This is a genomic window from Janthinobacterium sp. EB271-G4-7A (assembly GCF_020858075.1).
Taxonomy (GTDB): Bacteria; Pseudomonadota; Gammaproteobacteria; order Burkholderiales; family Burkholderiaceae_D; genus Janthinobacterium; species Janthinobacterium lividum.
Genome location: NZ_JACYMI010000001.1, coordinates 2937014 through 2952434, shown reverse-complemented (window position 1 = coordinate 2952434; position 15421 = coordinate 2937014). Strand labels below are relative to the sequence as shown.

Below are 15421 nucleotides of genomic sequence, written 5' to 3'. Positions count from 1 at the left end.
CATGCGTGTCGGTATCTTGTCCTACCCGATGCTGTTCCAGCGCGACGGCGGCTTGCAGATCCAGGTACGCGAAACCATTGCCGCGCTGAACCGGCTGCCCCAGTTGCCGACGCGGCCCCTGGAAGTGCAACTGGTGGACGCCAACCATGAGCGGCTGGCCGATTTCGACGTGCTGCACGTGTTTTCGGCGAGCAACGGCACTTACCGCATCATGGAAATGGCCAGCGAGCAAGGCGTACCGGTGGTGCTGTCGCCGCTGCTGTCGCCGGGCTGGGGCCGGGCCAGCGCCTGGCGCGCGCGGCTGGCCGACCGGCTGGCGGGACGCCTGACGGAGTGGATGGTGCAGACGAGCTATGCTCAGACGCGGCGCGCCTTGCAGCTGGCCGACGTGGTGATCGCCCTGGGCGAGGCCGAACGCGACGCCATGGTGCAAGGTTTCGGCATGCCAGCCGATGCCATCCGCGTCCTGCCGAATGGGATCAACCCGCATTTCTTCACGGCCAATGGCGATCTGTTCCTGCGCGAAACGGGCATCGCCGGACCGTTCGTGTTGATGGTGGGCAGCATCTCACCGTATAAAAACCAGCTGGGACTGGCCCAGGCGCTGGCGGGCGCCGGCTTGCCCCTGGTGCTGATCGGCGCCGCGCCGCGCGAACAGCAGGCGTATCTGCAACTGTTGCTGGACTTGCCGCACGTCAGCTGGCTCGGTGCGCTCGACCACGCCGACCCGCTGCTGGCCAGCGCCTACCATGCGGCGTCCGTGGCGGCCTTGCCCAGCCAGGGCGAAGTGTTTCCCTTGAGCGTGCTTGAAGCGCTGGCGGCCGGCACGCCTGTCGTCATGACGGCGCAAAGCGCGCTGGACTTGCCCGATTCCGTGTTCGCGCTGCGCAAGGTGGCCTGGGACGATGGCGCCGCGCAGCGCCAGGCCATCCTCGCATTGCTGGCGCTGCCGCCCGAGCGCGCCCGCGTGCAAGCCCTGGTGGAACGTTTTACGTGGGAACGGGTGGCGGCGCAGATTGCCGAGTGTTACTACCAGGCGCAGTCCTTGCCGGCCAGGAGGCAGCATGCTGTTTAATTCCTTCGCTTTCCTGTTCGGCTATCTGCCCATCGTGCTGGCCGGCTATTTTTTGCTGGACCGCCTGGCCACCGCCGGCGCGTCCGCCAGCTGGCGCCGCCTGGCGCCCGCGACCTGGTTGGCTGGCGCATCATTGTTTTTCTATGCCTGGTGGGACGTGCGCTATTTGCCGCTGCTGCTGGCGTCGATCTGCGTCAATTACGGTGCCGGCCGCCTGATCGGTGCCAGCGCGGGCGCGGCCCGCAAGCGCGTGCTGGTCGCGGCGCTGGCGCTGAACCTGGCGCTGCTGGCCTATTACAAATATGCGAATTTCTTCATCGACAGCGTGAATGCCATTGCCGCCGGTGCTGGCGCTGCAAGCCTGCCTTTGTCCGGCCTCGATATCATCTTGCCGATCGGCATCTCCTTCTTTACCTTTACGCAGATCGCCTTCCTCGTCGATTGCTACCGGGGCGAGGTGCGCGAATACCGTTTTATCCACTATGTGCTGTTCGTCAGCTATTTCCCGCACCTGATCGCCGGCCCCGTGCTGCACCACCGCGACATGATGCCGCAGTTTGCCGACCCCGCCAATGCCCATCCGCGCGCCGCCAACTTCGCCGTCGGCCTGTCGATCTTTACCATCGGCCTGGCAAAAAAGGTGCTGATCGCCGACAACCTGTCGCCGCTGGCCATGCCCGTGTTCGCGGCCGGCGCCGCACCGACCCTGATCGAGGCGTGGATCGGCGTGCTGGCCTATACCTTCCAGCTGTATTTCGACTTTTCCGGCTATTCGGACATGGCCATCGGCCTGTCGCGCCTGTTCGGCGTGAAATTGCCGCTGAACTTCAATTCGCCGTACAAGGCGGCCAATATCGCCGACTTCTGGCGCCGCTGGCACATGACCTTGTCGCGTTTCCTGCGCGACTATCTGTATATTCCCCTGGGCGGCAGCCGGCGTGGCGAGGCCATGCGCTACCGCAACCTGATGCTGACCATGCTGCTGGGCGGCCTGTGGCATGGCGCCGGCTGGACCTTCGTCATCTGGGGCGGCTTGCACGGCCTGTACCTGGTGCTGCAGCAGGCGTGGCAGCGCGCGTTCGGCGCGGCCCGGTCCCGCTGGTGGCCCGCTTGGTGGTCCACCTTGCTGACCTTTCTTGCCGTCATGCTGGCCTGGATCTTCTTCCGCGCGCCCGACGTGGCCACGGCCTGCGATATCGCTGGCGCGCTGGTGGGGGCGAACGGCGTGAGCCTGCCGCGCGGCCTGGCCAGCCACGCGGCCAGCCTGGCGCAGTGGGGCCTGCATCCGGCGTTTGGCGGCATCCGCTGGATCGAGCTGGCAGGGCCCGGCTTGCCCGTGCTGCTGGGCGCCATGCTGCTGGCTTTCAAGGCGCCGAATACGCAGGAAATATTCTTTCTTTACGAGCCCGCCATTGAAAGAATCTTTCAACCGGCAGGACGCTGGGCCTTCAGCTGGCGGCCCACGCGCCGCTGGAGCGTAGGTTTGGCCGCGCTGTTCGTCGCCTGCGTCTTTGGCATGAACCGGGTCACCGAATTTCTCTACTTCCAGTTCTGACCATGGATACCGCCGCCCGCCGCTACCTGACCGGCTTCCTCGCCTGCGTCTGCCTGGTGCTCGGTTCCGTCTCGCTCCTGAACTACCAGGTCGACCCCTACCTGCTGCACCAGTGGGACAGCCCCTTGCTGCAGCGCCCGCGCCAGCTCAATGAAAAGCTCGGCGCCTGGGCCAAGACCTATGCCGTGGCGCGTTACCGGCCGGCCATCATCTACATCGGCAATTCGCGCACGGAACTGGGCTTGCCGACGGGCGTGCGCGCCTTGTTTGGCGGCAAGAGCGTCTTCAACAGCGCCGTGTCGGGCGCCTCGATCGGCGACGCCATCCGCCTGGCCGAGCATGCGGCCAGGGTCAGTCGCGTCGAGACCATGGTGTGGGGCATCGACGCGCCCACTTTTTCCCTGGACATGGGGGCGGCGCGGGTGGAAGACAGCCTGACGGGCGCCGAGCATGGCTTTTTCGCCCGGCGCGCCCTGGTCAACCTGAAGCGCGGCCTGACCCTGGACATGACGGAGGACAGCGTGCGCATCCTCACCGGCAAGGCCGGCGATGTCTGCCGCTCCAACCTGGCCTTGTATGGCCAGCGCGACGAGACGTGCACCCGCAAGGGCATGCGGCACTGGCTCGGCACGAAGGACGCCATTCCCGTGCGCCTGCAGGAGTTCGGCGATGGACTGGGGCCGACGCCGCCATCGACACTGGCGCTCGACGCCAGCATCGGCAAGTTGTGCCGCAGTGGCCTGCGCCTGCGCCTGTACATCAACCCCACGCACGCGCTGACCTTGTATGCGCTGCACTGGCGCGGCAAGTGGGATGCCATGCAGGCCTGGCAGCGGGGACTGGTGCAGCTCGCCGGGCGCCACCGCCAGCAGGGCTGCGACGTGCGCCTGTATGATTTTTCCGGCTTTAACAGCATCACGACGGAAGCGACCCCGCTCGTCAGCGGCAAGCCCGAGATGCATTATTACTGGGAGGTGTCGCACTACCGGGACAATGTGGGCCGCTTGATCCTGGCCCGCCTGTTTGGCGGCGACACGCCGCCGCCGGCCGACTTCGGCGTGGAGCTGACGCAGGCCAACGTCGACGCCCACCATGCGGCCGCGCGCGCGGCGCGCGACCGCTATCGCGTGGAACATGCGCGCGAGGCGGCCTATGCGCAGCGGGTGCTGGACGGGCCGCTGATCCGGCGTTGAAGCAAGGAGGAGTCATGCCGTTTCATTCGTTCCCATTCCTGTCCCTGTTCATCGCCGGCAGCTGCCGCATGCGGCGGGTCGCCGAGTTTCCCTATTTCCGGTGCTGACCATGGATACCGCCGCCCGCCGCTACCTCGCCATCTTCTTTGCCTGCGTGCTGGCCGCGCTGGCACTCGTTTCCGCCGTCAATTACCGCGTGGACCCGTATCTGCTGCACCAGTGGGACAGTCCCGCGGTGCAGCGCCTGCGTCCCACGTATGAAAAGCTCGCAGTGTGGGGCAAGACGTATGCCGTGGCGCGCTACCGGCCCGCCGTCGTGTATATCGGCAATTCGCGCACGGAAATGGGCTTGCCGGCCAACAGCATGCGTACTTTGTTCGATGGCAAGAGCGTCTTCAACAGCGCCGTCTCGGGCGCCTCGATCGGCGACGCCATCCGCCTGGCCGAACACGCGGCCAGGGTCAGCCATGTCGACACTCTCGTGTGGGGCATCGACGCTCCTTCGTTTTCGTTGGAGCTGGGCTCGGCCGGCGTGGAGCCGGGCTTGACTGACGGCGGCCCCGCCTTTTTCGCGCGGCGCGCCTTGCTCAACATCAAGCGCGGCCTGACAGTGGACATGACGCGCGACACCTGGCGCATCCTCAGCGGCAGCTATGACGGCGCCTGCCTCTCCAGCCTGGCCCTGCACGGCCAGCGCGACCAGTCCTGCATCACCGCCCGCAACCATGGCTGGGTCGGTACGGCGCGCGCCTTCACGCCGCGCCTGCAGGAATTCGGCGACGGCCTGGGACCGACCGAACCGGCCCTGCATGCCTTCGATACGAGCGTGGGGAAACTGTGCCGTGGCGGCACGCGCTTGCGCCTGTACATCAATCCCACGCACGCGCTCACGCTGGACGCCCTGTACTGGCGCGGCAAGTGGGACGCCATGGAAACATGGCAGCGCGACCTGGCGCAGCTGGCCGGACGCCACCGGCGCCTGGGCTGCGACGTGCGCCTGCTTGATTTTTCCGGCTTCAACAGCATCACCAGCGAACCGATCCCGCAAGTGACGGGCGCGCGCGAGATGCGCTATTACTGGGAAGCATCGCACTATCGCGAGAATGTGGGCCGTTTCATCCTGGCGCGCCTGTTTGGCGGCCCGCTGCAGCCGCCGGCGGACTTCGGCGCGGAGTTGACTGAGTCCGGTATCGCGGCCCACCAGGCGGCCACGCGCGCCGCGCGCGAGCGCTACCACGCGCAGCACGCCAAGGAAACGGCCTACCTGCGTCATGTGCTGACCTTGCCCCGCGAACCCAAATAGCCTGCGGCAGGTGCCAGGCGTACAGCGGGGGGCAGGGCGCATGCGCTATGATGATGTTTTGCCATCCAGCAAGCTCCAGGACTCCCCATGAAAATCGCCTTCTTTGCCAGCCAGCCCTACGACCGCCGTTTCTTCGATGAAGCCTTGCCGTCCCAGCCCGACGCTGCCGGCATCGAACTGGTCTACCACAGCGCCTTGCTGAGCCAGGAAACCGTGGTCCTGGCGCAAGGCGCCGACGCCGTCTGCGTCTTCGTCAACGACGTGCTCGACGCGCCCGTGCTGGAATCCCTGCATGGCTACGGCGTGCGCGCCATCCTGCTGCGCTGCGCCGGCTACAACAACCTCGACCTCGAAGCGGCAAGGCGGCTGGGCCTGTTCGTTGCCCGCGTACCCGCGTATTCGCCGGAAGCCGTGGCCGAATACACGCTGGCCCTCGTGCAAACCCTGAACCGCCACACGCACCGCGCCTACGCCCGCGTGCGCGAAGGTAATTTCTCGCTGGACGGCTTGCTGGGCGCGACACTGCACGGCAAGACGGTCGGCATCGTCGGCACGGGCAAGATCGGCCTGGCGACGGCGCGCATCTTCAAAGGGTTCGGTTGCACGGTGCTGGGCCACGATCCGTATCCGGCGCCCGCGTTCGCGCAGCTGGGCACGATGGTGGAATTGCCGCAACTGCTGGCCGAATCCGACATCGTCTCGCTGCATTGCCCCTTGATGGACAGCACGCGCCACATGATCAGCGAGGCAACCTTGCCGCTGATGAAGAAGGGCGCCATGCTGGTGAATACCTCGCGCGGCGGCCTGATCGATACGGGCGCCGTCATCGAGGCGCTCAAATCGCGCCAGCTGGGTTCCCTGGCCATCGACGTGTACGAGCAGGAAAGCAATCTGTTCTTCCAGGACCGCTCGTCCGACATCATCGACGACGATATCTTCCAGCGCTTGATGACGTTCCCGAACGTGCTGGTGACGGGCCACCAGGGTTTCTTCACCATGGAAGCGCTGCGCGAGATCGCCGCCATCACGTATCACAACCTGGCGTGCTTCCGCCAGGGCCAGGCGTGCGAAAACAGTGTCCTGACTACCTGACGCTTTTGGGCTTGGGCGGCGGCTTGGGTTTCGGCAGCGGCAAGGCATCGGCCGTGCGCCGCGCCAGCTGGCTCAGCCAGTCGCGCTCATCCCACAGCCCGCCATCGATGAGGAAATACGGCTTGGCTTGCGGATAAGGCGGCGCTTCCTGCAGCGTGCCTTGCGCGCTGATCCAGGCGCGTCCCGCATCCGTCGGCTTGATGAAGAGCTGGTCGTCGGCGACGATGGCGAACATCTTGCCGTCGCAATACAGGCCGTATTCGCCAAACATTTTTTTTGCGCTGAGGCTGCCCGCGCCCGCCATCTGGTCGAGCAAAAAATCCACCGTGCCTTGCTGTGATGCCATGTCGTCCTCCATGTGAAAGAACAGTGTAGCGCACTGGCAAGGATTCGCCGGCGCGGCTACACTACGGCCATTGATTTTTTCGCATGACCTATTTTCCATGACACCCGAACATATTATTCACCGCGGCATCAGCATTACCACCCTGGCCGCAGGCGACGCCATCGAAACCCATTGCGCACCGGGCCACACGGCCATCCGCGAGCAGGCCGACGGCTGGTGGCTGTACTTTGTCGACGAGGATGGCAAGGTCGACGGCTACGACAGCCCGTTCGCCAGCCACGCCGAAGCGCTGTGGGCGGCCAAGGCCGCAGCCGAGTTCAGCGCGCAATGAAGGCCAGTCCCTGGGCTTTCCTTGGCTTGCCGCAAGCCCCCGTGCCGGAAGCGGAAAGCGCGGACTACGGCGCCTGCCGCGCCGACCTGCACGGCAAGCGCCTGGTCTTGCGCGTGGCCAAGACCACGCCGACGAAGACGGGCCAGTTCGTCACCGTCTGGAAGCGCCCCCATCCCGAAGCCGACATCGCCCCGCTGGACGAAGCGGATCCTGTCGATGTCGTCATCATTGCCGTCAGCGACGGCATGCAACACGGCTTTTTCGTTTTTCCGCGCAGCGTGCTGCTGGAACGGGGCGTGATGTCGCGCGCCGGCCAGGGCGGCAAGCGCGCGCTGCGCGTGTATCCGCCGTGGTGCGCGCCGGCGTCCATCCAGGCATTGCGCACGCAGCGCTGGCAGGCGGCGTGTTTTGTGGCGGCAGGGGATCAGCAAAGGCTGGAGCAGATGTTCGGGCAGTAATTGTTTCCGTGTCCCCTTGAATGTATCCGCGCCTTGAAAAACCTCGCTTTGTCATGATGGCAATAAAAATTCATGCTGAGGCACGCTATTGGCCGCGAGCGGATGGTCGGGCACCGTGTGAAGTGCATGAGTTAATGTGATTCCGGGGCCGCTATGGCGTACTTCACCCGGAATATTAAAAATGGAGAGAGCATGGAAGGTCCTGATCCAAACACCACATATCCAATGCCTGGATTCCCGCAAATCTGTTTTCTAAAGAATATCATCACCCGCCCCAACATTGAAATCGGCGATTACACCTATTACGACGATCCGGACGGCGTCGAGCATTTCGAAGACAATGTCCTGTACCATTTCCCGTTCATTGGCGATCGCCTAAGAATCGGCAAATTCTGCGCGATCGCGCGTGGGGTGAAGTTCATCATGAACGGCGCCAACCATCAAATGAACGGGATTTCAAGCTATCCATTCTTCATTTTTGGCAATGGATGGGAAACTGCACGGCCTGTCGAGGGAGAATTGCCATATAAAGGCGATACGATTATCGGCAGCGACGTTTGGATCGGCTACGACACGCTCATCATGCCTGGGGTACGGATCGGCGATGGCGCTATCATCGCAGCGCGCTCGGTTGTCACTGCCGACATCCCGCCCTACGCCATCGTCGGCGGCAATCCGGCACGTGTCGTCCGGGAGCGCTTCGATTCCGCTTCTGTGCAACGGCTATTGGACATCGCCTGGTGGGATCGCCCGGCAGAATGGATAGGCCGGCACCTCGACCTGATCCGCGGCGGGGACGTTGACGCGCTGTATGCCGCCGCCCGGTAGGTCCTGCATGGCCGGCAGCAGCCGGCCAGTAACGGACTGGAAAAAGCAACGATGATCAGGATACGCAGAGGAGGACAAGTGACGTCCATTACCCGGATCAGGGCGTTACCCGGCACGCTGGCAAGTGCGCTGAAGCAACAGGACAATGACTATTTCGATATTTTTATGGGTTTGCACAATGGCGTATGACAGGATTGATTGGCATTCTGGAGGAAAATTTCCCGATGATTTGCCGGAAGAGAATGGCGGTATCCATATCGGCATGTTCCTGGCCTGGTTGCTGAACCAGGACATGGCGAGCGATTTCCACCGCACAGATTCCTCCGAGGAGCTAAGGCGTCTGGCAAGTCGGGAAATGACCGGACTTCAATTTCTGATCGATGCTTGCGATGGCAAGCTATGGGAAGACGATCTCAACGATCAGGGCAATGCTTTCACCGTTGACTATTACGATGAAAAGTCGACATTCGCCAGACAGCATGGCAGCTTTCTGCAAGACTATTGTGACGTATTCAACCGTTACGCCGCTGCACATGGCTTTGAGTATCCCAGCGTCTATCACGTCCAGAATACCTGGGAGAAATTCGATCAACTGAAACCCATGCTCGACCAGCGCTACAGCCAATGGCAAGCGTGGTCGGCCGATCCCGCCAACCGTCAGCGCGATCCAAAAGCCCAGTTTCTTCATGCTTGCCAGGAAGTCGGGAAATTTCTCTTGCCGCATGGTTTTAAACCCAACAAGGCAGGAACCGTTTGGAAGAAGCTGGCTGCCGATAAGGACACCGTTTTCGAGGTATCGTTCGAGTCCGAGCGCTATAATTCCCGCAGCGATGTTCGCATGACGGTCGACCTCTCCATCGCCAGCAAAGCCCTGAAGAAGTGGCTTGCGCAGAGGGGCGGCGCAGCCGGTTACGATGGTTGCGTTCTATTCGGCGGCTTGCTTCGGCCCGAAAAAGCTGCCAGCTCCATTGTCTGGCAAGTGGCGGGTTTGACGGCGCGCTCCTCGATTGAGGAGATGTGCCAGCTGCTCGCCGAACGCAGCCTGCCGCTTTTCGCTTTGTTCGCCGATCGTCCGCGGGCGCTGGAACATCTTGCGTCGCATGGAGGTGGTTTTCCCGCCATTTGCGATTCAACGCCTACCCCTTTGTCATTCTTGTTGTGCTTCGGGACCCAAGAACAGGCGCAACGTTTTTTCACTGGCTACGTTGCTTCCAGACCATCCCCGTGGCGGCGTAATATCTTTCAGACATACACCCGGCTTCAAGCAGGCGAGGTGTGGGAATCTTCCGCCTACTCGCACGAAAGGGACATCAAGCTGGCGTTTCAAAGCGGCCTGACTTTACCGCAAAAGTCCTGACTTTCTGGGCGGACTCGCGCCAAGCCGGATTTGCGCAACAATTCCAGCCGGCTTTGTTGCGCAAATAGACGAGGACGCCGACCGGCAGTCATTTTTCAGCGACTCCGTCACTCGATTCATGCGGGCCACCGTCGTCTTCGGGGCGGAACCTGCCCGCCCGGAAGCGCTCACGCCCGCCAATGCGCACCGCAACTCATCCGGGAAAATGACCGCCCATGACTGATATCCGACTGCCTGTCGCAATCCTGCATGGTGGCCGGGCAGGGTGACGTATCGTCAACTTTTCCTTCCTGACATCCGTCAACCACCATTGAAAGAAGCGTTCATGCGAGTTCATTCCCTGGCAGTCATCGTTACCCTGTTGTTCGCAAGCGGTGTCCAGGCGGACGCATTGGACGACATCATCAAAGCCGAAATGAAGATGCGGCAAATTCCCGGCCTATCGCTTGCCATCATCGAGAACGGCAAGATTGTCAGGGCGCAAGGGTACGGTGTCACGGAAAAGGGCGGCAAGACGCCGGTCAGCCCGCACACACTGTTCCAGGCCGGTTCGGTCAGCAAACCGGTCGCCGCGCTGGGCGCGCTGCACCTGGTAGAGCAAGGCAAGCTTGCCCTTGACGAAGACGTCAATACCAGGCTGCTCACGTGGAAGCTGCCGGACAGCACCCTGGCGGCCGAACAGAAGGTGACCCTGCGCAGGTTGCTAAGCCATAACGCCGGGCTGACCGTGCACGGCTTCCCCGGCTACGCCAGCAATGCGCCATTACCCGGCGTGGTCCAGGTGCTCGACGGGGAGAAACCCGCGAATACCGCAGCCATTCGCGTTGACATTGTTCCAGGCAGCAAGGTGCGTTACTCCGGTGGCGGTTATACCGTCATGCAGCAAATGGTGGCCGACGTGAGCGGCCAGGCGTTTCCCGATTACATGCGCGACGCCGTCCTCAAGCCCTTGGGCATGCAGGAGAGCTCCTATCTGCAACCGCCGCCAGCCGAGCGCGCGCGCCTGAATGCCAGCGGCCACCTTGCCGATCGCAGCATGGTGGTCGGCCGCTGGCATGTGTATCCAGAAATGGCGGCGGCCGGTCTATGGACCAACGCATCGGACCTGGCGCGCTTCGCCATCGGCGTGCAGCAATCCCTGGCCGGCACGTCCAACCCGGTCATCTCGGCAGCCTTGACGCAACAGATGCTGACCCCGCAAATAGAGAACGCGGGCCTGGGCGTCTTCCTGCACGGCAGCGGCAGCGCGCAACGCTTTTCGCACGGCGGGCGCGACGAAGGCTTCGATACCTTGCTGACGGCTTTTTCCAGGACAGGCCAGGGTGCCGTGATCATGATTAATGCGAACGACAATTCCCGCATGATGGACCGCCTGACCGCCGCCATCGGCCGCGCCTATCGCTGGCCGGATGCCGACCACGACGTGTTGCGCAAGCACCCCGCCGTCAGCATCGATGCCAGGGAACTCATCCGCTACACGGGCCGCTACGAGCTGGCGAACAACACGCTGGGCACCTTCGACATGCAGGGTGGCCGGCTGCGCAGCATTTCCGATGGCTTGCCCGACGAAGTGTTCGTGCCCGTCGGCCCACAGCGCTTCCATTCGACGTCGCGCAATTGCGAACTGGCTTTTGCCGTCGATGCACAAGGAGAGGTGACTGACGTTGTCGTGACGACCAAAGACAAGGTCAACACGGCGCCGCGCATCGGCCCGCTGATGCGCACGGTCAAAGCCCGCACCGACCCCAATCCTGCGAGTACCCGGAATATACAGGCCGTGCTTGCCGACATTGCGCGTGGCGGCAGCGCCTTGGCCAACTCGGCATTCGCCACAGCTGGCATCAAACGCAATTTTGGCACACAGGCGGTAGGCGAACTGGCCCATGCAAAATCGCTGACTTTTTTGCACGAGCAAGCCGTTGCCGGCCGAGCGATCGAACGGCATGGCAGCAAGGTGGACAGCATCCTTGCCTTCCGCGCCAGCGGCGTCCAGCCGGCGCGCACGCTGCTGGTTTACCTGACCGCGGATGGTTTGCTTACCGACTTCGATCTGGTGGACGACTGAACGCCCGGCGCGCCAAGACACGCCGACGATGCGCTGTGGTTCGAGAAGCGCTTGAACACGGAGCTGGAGCTGTAAGCCGTAGAACTGGACCGGCATGACCGCCTGGTGAACAGGAAATGTATGATATCGCTGCAGGCCGCCGTGCTAGGCGACTTTGCTGAGCACATAGCGGTATTTCCCCGACGCCTCCGCCGATATTTCTTCGACTTCCTCGATGGCGATGTCCACCTGTGCGCCCAGCCTGGCCTGGAAGCCGGTGATGATGGCGGCGCGGGTGGCGTCGTCCAGGCGGGGCAGGCAGACCAGCAGCACGCGCGTGCGCAGCAGGGATTCCTGGATGATCTTGAAGCTGCGCACTTGCGGCAGTTCGCGCACGATGTAGACGAGGGCCAGGCCGTGCATGACGGTGCCGTCCACGGCGGTCAGAAAATCCGTGCTGCGTCCTTCGATTTTTTGCAGCAGGGGCAGTCCGCGGCCGCAGGCGCATGGCTGCGTGCCCAGCGCGCCCACGTCGCCGGTGGCGTAGCGGATGAACGGGTAGTCCTGCGTGGCCAGGTGGGTGACGACGATGTCGCCCGTGGCCCCTGGCGGCAGCGGCTGGCCATTGCCATCAAGGATTTCCACGATGATGTCTTCGGCCGTGATGTGCATGCCGCCTTCCGGGCATTCGTGGGCGATGAAGCCCGCGTCGCGCCCGCCGTAGCCGTTCGCCACGGGGCAGCCGAAGGCGGCGGCGATCTGCGCGCGCTGCTCGTCGTACAGGCGTTCGGCCGTGACGAACGCCACTTTTACGCCCAGGCCGTCGAGCGGCAGGTCGCGCGCGCGGGCGTGGCTGGCGATGCGGCACAGGGCCGACGGATAGCCGAACAGCATGCGCGGACGCCAGCGGCGCAACTGCCTGACATAGCCATCGAGGCGCGCGGGCGACATGGCAAACGCGGGCAGCAGGGTGGTGCGCAGCAGCGCGTCGCGCAGGCGGCGCACGCGGTCTTGCGCATGCAGCTCGATGGGCGAACCCCACAACACGGCTTCGCGGTCGCCGATGTCGACGCCCCACCAGCGCGTGGCGCGCCACTTGGCGGCGATGTCGTGGCTGACCCTGCGCCGTCCCAGGAAAAACTGCAGCGGCTCGCCGCTGGAGCCGCCCGTGGCGAACGGCCGCAAGCCCACGGCGCGGGCCGACTTGAAGCTGTCGCGCGCGGCGGCGATGTCGCCCTTGCGCAGCAGCGGCAGGCGCGACAGATCGCTCAGTTGCCTGAGCTGGCCGGGATCGAAACCGCTGCGGGCGAACAGCGCCCGGTAATGCGGCACGTGATCGGCCGCGTGGCGCAGCAGCGCGCGCAGGCGCGCCAGCTGCCACGCTTCCAGCTGCTGCGCGCTCCACCATTGCGAGCGTTCCAGCCGATGCAGCAGGCGCGCGCTGTGGTGGCCCTTGCACCATTCATGCAGGGGAAACAGCCAGCGGGCGACGCAGCGCGTGTAGGCGCCGGGGCGCGGTGCGGCGCGGATGCGGCGGTAGTGCGCGGCCAGCCTGGGCGCGATGCCGGGCCAGCCGAAGGTGGCGGCGTGCGCCAGGCCCGCCTGTACCTGCTGCCGCGCGCGCGGCGGGTCGCGCAGCAGGGCCAGGATGGCCTGCGCCATGGCGGGCGGATCGGCGGGCGGCACCAGCAGCGCCGTCACGCCATCGTGCAGCAGGGCGGGGATGCCGCCCACGTTGGTGCTGACGACGGGCACGCCGCAGGCCAGCGCTTCGAGCACGGAATTGGGCATGTTGTCGGCCAGGCTGGGATTGAGGACGATGTCGCTGGCCTGGTACAGCGCGGGCATGGCGGCATTGTCGACGTGGCCGGCGAAGCGCACGGCATCCTTCACGCCGAGGGAGCTGGCCAGGCGCGCCAGCGCCGCGCGCTGCGGCCCGCCGCCGGCCAATACCAGGCGCGCCGCGGGAAAAGCCTCGCGCACGATGGCGAAGGCGCGCACGGCGCTGGCATTGTCGTACAGGCTCTCCAGGTGCCGCGCCACGAGGATGCACGGGCCGTCCCCGGACGGCGCACGTGGCGCAGCCGGCGCAAAGCGCTGCAAGTCCACCACGTTCGGCACGATGTGGGCCGTATGGCCATATTGCTCGAAGATGCCGGCCAGGTAGGCCGAGGGCACGACGATGGCGCTGGCGCGGCGCAGGCTGAACGCCACCAGGCGCGGCGCTCGGGCGAAGAAGGCGGCCGCTTCGCCGCCCCGGTAATTGAGCAGGGCCGGCTTGCCTTTCAGGCTGGCGATCCACAGCGCGGGCGCTGCCTGCAAATGCCAGGACCAGCCGGAATTGGCCATGATGTGGAACAGGTCGACTGTATTGGCCGCGCGCCACAGGCGCCACAGCAGCACGGGCAGGCGCAGCGCGGCGCGCAGGTAGCGGATGCGCGCCAGCCAGGGGGGCAGAGCGGGGCCGTTGACAGCCAGCAGCTGCACTTGCGCGCCATCGTCGCGCAGCTTGCGCGCCAGTTGCGCCGTCTGATTCGCCATGCCGCCGGCCGGCGGCGGCAGCGGGCCAACCAGCGCGATGCGCAGGCCCGTGAAGATCATGGCATGACTCCGGCCGCATTCACCGCCATGCGGGCCGCCGCCACGCGCGCATACACGGGCGCATAGCGGCCCACGCTGGCGTCCCAGCTGCGCTCCGTCTCGACGAAGGCGCGCGCCTGGCGCCGCAGCGCGGGCCAGCTGGCGGGCGCCAGCAGCAAAGCCAGTATGGCTTGCGCCAGCGCCTCGGCGTCGCCGGCGCGAAACAGCATGCCCGTCTTGCCATGCTCGACCAGTTCGCGGTGGCCGCCCACGTCGGACGCCACCACCAGGCGGCCCTGGGCCATCGCTTCGAGCGGTTTCAAGGGCGTCACCAGCTCCGTCAGGCGCATGGGCAGGCGCGGATACACGCAGATGTCGACCAGCTGATAATAGGCTGCCACCTGCGCATGCGGTACTCTGCCCGCGAAGACCACCGCGTGGGCCACGCCCAGTTGCGCCGCCAGCGCCTGCAGCGCCGCTTCCTGCGGCCCGCCGCCGGCCAGCAGCAGCCGCAATGCCGGCTGCGCCGCCAGCAGGCGCGGCATGGCGCGCAGCAGCAGGGCAAGTCCTTCGTAGGCATAGAACGAGCCGATGAAGCCGAGAACCAGATGGCCATGCAGGCCCAGTTTATGCGCCAGCCACAGGTCGCCGGGCGCCGTGACGCTGAAGGCACCCGCATCGACTGCGTTTGGAATCACGGTGATTTTATGCGCGGGCACGCCGCGCGCGCGCAGCTCGCGCCGCAAGCCGTCGCAGATGGTGGTGACGGCATCGGCGCGGCGCAGCGCGTAGGTTTCCAGCGCGCGCGTGAGCCGGTAGCGCAGGCCGCCGGGCCGGCTGCTGCCATGGTCGGCCGCCGCGTCTTCCCAGAAGGCGCGCACTTCATACACGACGGGGATGCCCAGCGCGCGGCCCGCGTTGAGGGCCGCGATGGCGTTCAGGGCCGGCGAATGCGCATGCAGGATGTCGGGCTTGATCCGCTGCGCCAGCCGGCGCAGGCGCACGGCCAGGCCGATGATGACAGCCGCTTGCCGCAGCACGGGCAGGCGCGCCCACCAGCGTGCATCGGGCGCCGTGCGGTAGAAATGCCAGCCGTCGACCAGCTGCTGCGCGCCATCCGACGGTCCCTGCTTGGCACTGGTGAGCTGCATGGTGTGCCAGCCCAGCGCGCGCTGCTGCCGCAGGATGGCCAGCGTGCGAAAGGTGTAGCCGCTGTGCAGGGGCAGCGAGTGGTCGAGGATGTGCAGGATGCGCATGGC

The 15421-nt window shown here is 65.1% G+C and carries 13 protein-coding genes; 10 read left to right on the top strand and 3 right to left on the bottom strand.

All coding sequences use genetic code 11. From position 1 onward, the window contains the following. Position 1 precedes the first annotated feature (1 nt). From IGS58_RS13375 to IGS58_RS13355, 5 genes are all read left to right on the top strand, one after another. Positions 2-1075, top strand: coding sequence for a glycosyltransferase family 4 protein (locus IGS58_RS13375; protein WP_230521684.1), 1074 nt, complete (start codon positions 2-4; stop codon positions 1073-1075). Continuing rightward, complete coding sequence (locus IGS58_RS13370; protein ID WP_230521683.1) at positions 1065-2630, top strand: MBOAT family O-acyltransferase; 1566 nt, start codon at positions 1065-1067, stop codon at positions 2628-2630. Before IGS58_RS13375 ends, IGS58_RS13370 begins: the two co-directional genes overlap by 11 nt. Before the next feature lie 2 nt (positions 2631-2632). Further along, positions 2633-3823 (top strand): hypothetical protein, encoded by a 1191-nt coding sequence (locus tag IGS58_RS13365; RefSeq protein ID WP_230521682.1) that lies wholly within the window; start codon positions 2633-2635, stop codon positions 3821-3823. A gap of 109 nt (positions 3824-3932) precedes the next feature. Then, complete coding sequence (locus IGS58_RS13360; RefSeq protein ID WP_230521681.1) at positions 3933-5126, top strand: hypothetical protein; 1194 nt, start codon at positions 3933-3935, stop codon at positions 5124-5126. 87 nt (positions 5127-5213) lie between these two features. Next, complete coding sequence (locus IGS58_RS13355) at positions 5214-6218, top strand: 2-hydroxyacid dehydrogenase (protein ID WP_230521680.1); 1005 nt, start codon at positions 5214-5216, stop codon at positions 6216-6218. Here IGS58_RS13355 and IGS58_RS13350 read toward each other — a convergent pair. Continuing rightward, positions 6211-6564 (bottom strand): TfoX/Sxy family protein, encoded by a 354-nt coding sequence (locus IGS58_RS13350; RefSeq protein ID WP_230521679.1) that lies wholly within the window; start codon positions 6562-6564, stop codon positions 6211-6213. The genes IGS58_RS13355 and IGS58_RS13350 overlap by 8 nt on opposite strands. A gap of 97 nt (positions 6565-6661) precedes the next feature. On the opposite strand from IGS58_RS13350, the gene IGS58_RS13345 reads away from it, so the two are divergent. The 5 genes from IGS58_RS13345 to IGS58_RS13325 all read left to right on the top strand — a co-directional run bounded on the left by IGS58_RS13345 (position 6662) and on the right by IGS58_RS13325 (position 11603). After that, positions 6662-6895 carry a hypothetical protein gene (locus IGS58_RS13345; protein ID WP_070254460.1) on the top strand — a complete coding sequence of 78 codons (234 nt, stop codon included), beginning with the start codon at positions 6662-6664 and terminating at the stop codon, positions 6893-6895. Further along, the gene (locus tag IGS58_RS13340) at positions 6892-7353 is read left to right on the top strand and encodes a MepB family protein (protein ID WP_230521678.1); all 462 of its coding nucleotides are present in this window, start codon (positions 6892-6894) and stop codon (positions 7351-7353) included. The genes IGS58_RS13345 and IGS58_RS13340 overlap by 4 nt, the downstream gene beginning before the upstream one ends. 192 nt (positions 7354-7545) lie before the next feature. After that, on the top strand, positions 7546-8181 hold the full coding sequence (locus IGS58_RS13335; RefSeq protein WP_071653637.1) for a Vat family streptogramin A O-acetyltransferase: 636 nt from the start codon (positions 7546-7548) through the stop codon (positions 8179-8181). A 145-nt stretch (positions 8182-8326) separates the two neighbouring features. Further along, positions 8327-9538 carry a DUF7832 domain-containing protein gene (locus IGS58_RS13330; RefSeq protein ID WP_230521677.1) on the top strand — a complete coding sequence of 404 codons (1212 nt, stop codon included), beginning with the start codon at positions 8327-8329 and terminating at the stop codon, positions 9536-9538. Between the two features lie 265 nt (positions 9539-9803). After that, positions 9804-11603 carry a serine hydrolase gene (locus tag IGS58_RS13325; RefSeq protein WP_230521676.1) on the top strand — a complete coding sequence of 600 codons (1800 nt, stop codon included), beginning with the start codon at positions 9804-9806 and terminating at the stop codon, positions 11601-11603. Positions 11604-11747: 144 nt separating this feature from the next. Here IGS58_RS13325 and IGS58_RS13320 read toward each other — a convergent pair whose 3' ends face one another. Further along, complete coding sequence (locus tag IGS58_RS13320) at positions 11748-14183, bottom strand: glycosyltransferase (protein WP_230521675.1); 2436 nt, start codon at positions 14181-14183, stop codon at positions 11748-11750. After that, the gene (locus tag IGS58_RS13315; RefSeq protein WP_230521674.1) at positions 14180-15418 is read right to left on the bottom strand and encodes a TIGR04063 family PEP-CTERM/XrtA system glycosyltransferase; all 1239 of its coding nucleotides are present in this window, start codon (positions 15416-15418) and stop codon (positions 14180-14182) included. Before IGS58_RS13315 ends, IGS58_RS13320 begins: the two co-directional genes overlap by 4 nt. Positions 15419-15421: the final 3 nt, after the last annotated feature.